This window comes from Coprococcus hominis (ex Arizal et al. 2022), from assembly GCF_040094675.1.
GTDB lineage: Bacteria > Bacillota > Clostridia > Lachnospirales > Lachnospiraceae > Coprococcus_C > Coprococcus_C hominis.
Map to the genome: position 1 here is coordinate 1 of NZ_JBBNHG010000033.1, position 1,757 is coordinate 1,757.

1 protein-coding gene is annotated in these 1,757 nt (G+C 38.8%); it reads right to left on the reverse strand.

Annotation, left to right across the window (positions count from 1 at the left end):
• Nucleotides 1-289: 289 nt before the first annotated feature.
• On the reverse strand, nucleotides 290-1,585 hold the full coding sequence (locus AAAT93_RS09610) for an IS30 family transposase (RefSeq protein ID WP_118546369.1): 1,296 nt from the start codon (nucleotides 1,583-1,585) through the stop codon (nucleotides 290-292).
• Nucleotides 1,586-1,757: the final 172 nt, after the last annotated feature.

Genomic DNA, 1,757 nt, shown 5'->3' on the forward strand with positions numbered 1-1,757 from the left:
GGTGAAATGTAGAATGAGAGTCCCGTTTGTAACGCAAGAGTCCCTCTTTGTAAATGAAAATCTCATTTTGTAAACGAGATTCCCACTTTGTAAACGAAAATCCCGTTTTGTAAGCGAATTTCCCGGATTTTCATTTGTACATTGACATGTTATAATACGTTCAGCAATAAATTTGCACACGACAATAAGAGATCAATTCCCGCTCGAAATTTTTGTATTCGGAGAATCCATCCCTGTTTTGAAGTCATTCTGCTGTCTTTGTTCTGGCGGCACTTTGCAAATTTATCTGTTACTTTTTGAGAAGTTTAGGCTTTAAGATGATGTTTTCGGCGGCAACCGGTTTACATCCAAGTTTCTTAAGTATATCTTCTCCGTAATAAAAGCTGAACGTTTCGTATGGGCTACGGTTGTTCAGCTTTTTTCTTTTATAAGAATTGATATGATCCATCATCAGAAAAATATCCTTCTGTGTCAAATCATCAAAGCTGCTTCCCTTTGGCAGGATACGACGTATCAGCTCATGATTCACTTCACAGGCTCCCTTTTGGTAAGGTGCACTTGGATCGCAGTAAAATACATTCGTTCTGCTGCATGGAATCGTATCTCGTTTTTCAATTGCTTTTGGATTTGAAAACTCACTTCCATTATCCGTAAGAATAACCGGAAACAACCGTGAAAAATCTTCATTTCCAAGGACTTTATCCAACAGATTTATAATCTGTATGACAGATGCTGAAGTATTTGAATCTCGTAGAAATGCAAGCATTAAACTTGTTTCAACGAAATGTATAGTAAGCAGGCATTTGCCTCCCACACGTCCGATAACACTATCCATCTGTACAACAGCAGACTCCGGCTTTGTTTCAAGAAACTTCTGGAAATCAGTATAGCTTCTACCAATACGACATCCTCTGTCTACCTTGAATTCAGGCTGTTTGTATCGCGGGCGATACTTTACTTTACGAGGCAGATCAATGTTACGGATATCAAAAAGCTGGGCATCAACATAGTTATACAATGTTTTTTCACTGCACATGATTTCATCAACATGCTCTATATAAATCTGATGAAGAGACTGTCCATTTTTAACCAAGGGGCTGATGATTCCGTTGATTCTTGCTATATCATCCTCATTGGATAAAATACCTGTCCTGGATTCCGAAATAGACTGATGTGCCATTTCATGAGCATCTGCCGGGTCATAAATGCGTTTTAACAAGGTACATTTGGGAAGCTGGCTGCAACCATTACATACATATGGAGGTTTGGTTTTAACGGAACAGATATCCTCTGCAAAATCCGGACAATGTAATGTACACTCGGAACACAGACTGCATTTATACGCTGATTGATGCGTACAACTGTTTCCGCACAGCTTTTTAGCTTTGCATGTACTGCGATGTTTACATGGATTGTAAGGATATCCTGGGCGACCACTTTTCTTATCATAGGAATGCTTTTTTATTTCCTTTGCAATCGTGGTACGATCCTTGCCTAACTTCTTTCCTATAACTCCAAAAGAGACATTCTCCTGAAGGAGTTGTGCAATAACTAATCGATCTTCATATGTTAAAAACTTTGACATGGTAGCTCCTTTCCAGCCGCCAGAAATCAAAGCATAACAAAAAAGAGACCAACAATCCAGTCAGTCTCTTGAATTTGTAAAGGAAAATCCATACCCTTCCTTTACACTTACTACTATTAACTTTTAAAGAAGTCTGAGATGGCGGGTATGGAATCTCAGATTACAATTGACG

Excerpts from the sequence above, each read along its gene's own strand:
- AAAT93_RS09610 (WP_118546369.1), bottom strand. The coding sequence starts at position 1,585 with ATGTCAAAGTTTTTAACATATGAAGATCGATTAGTTATTGCACAACTC.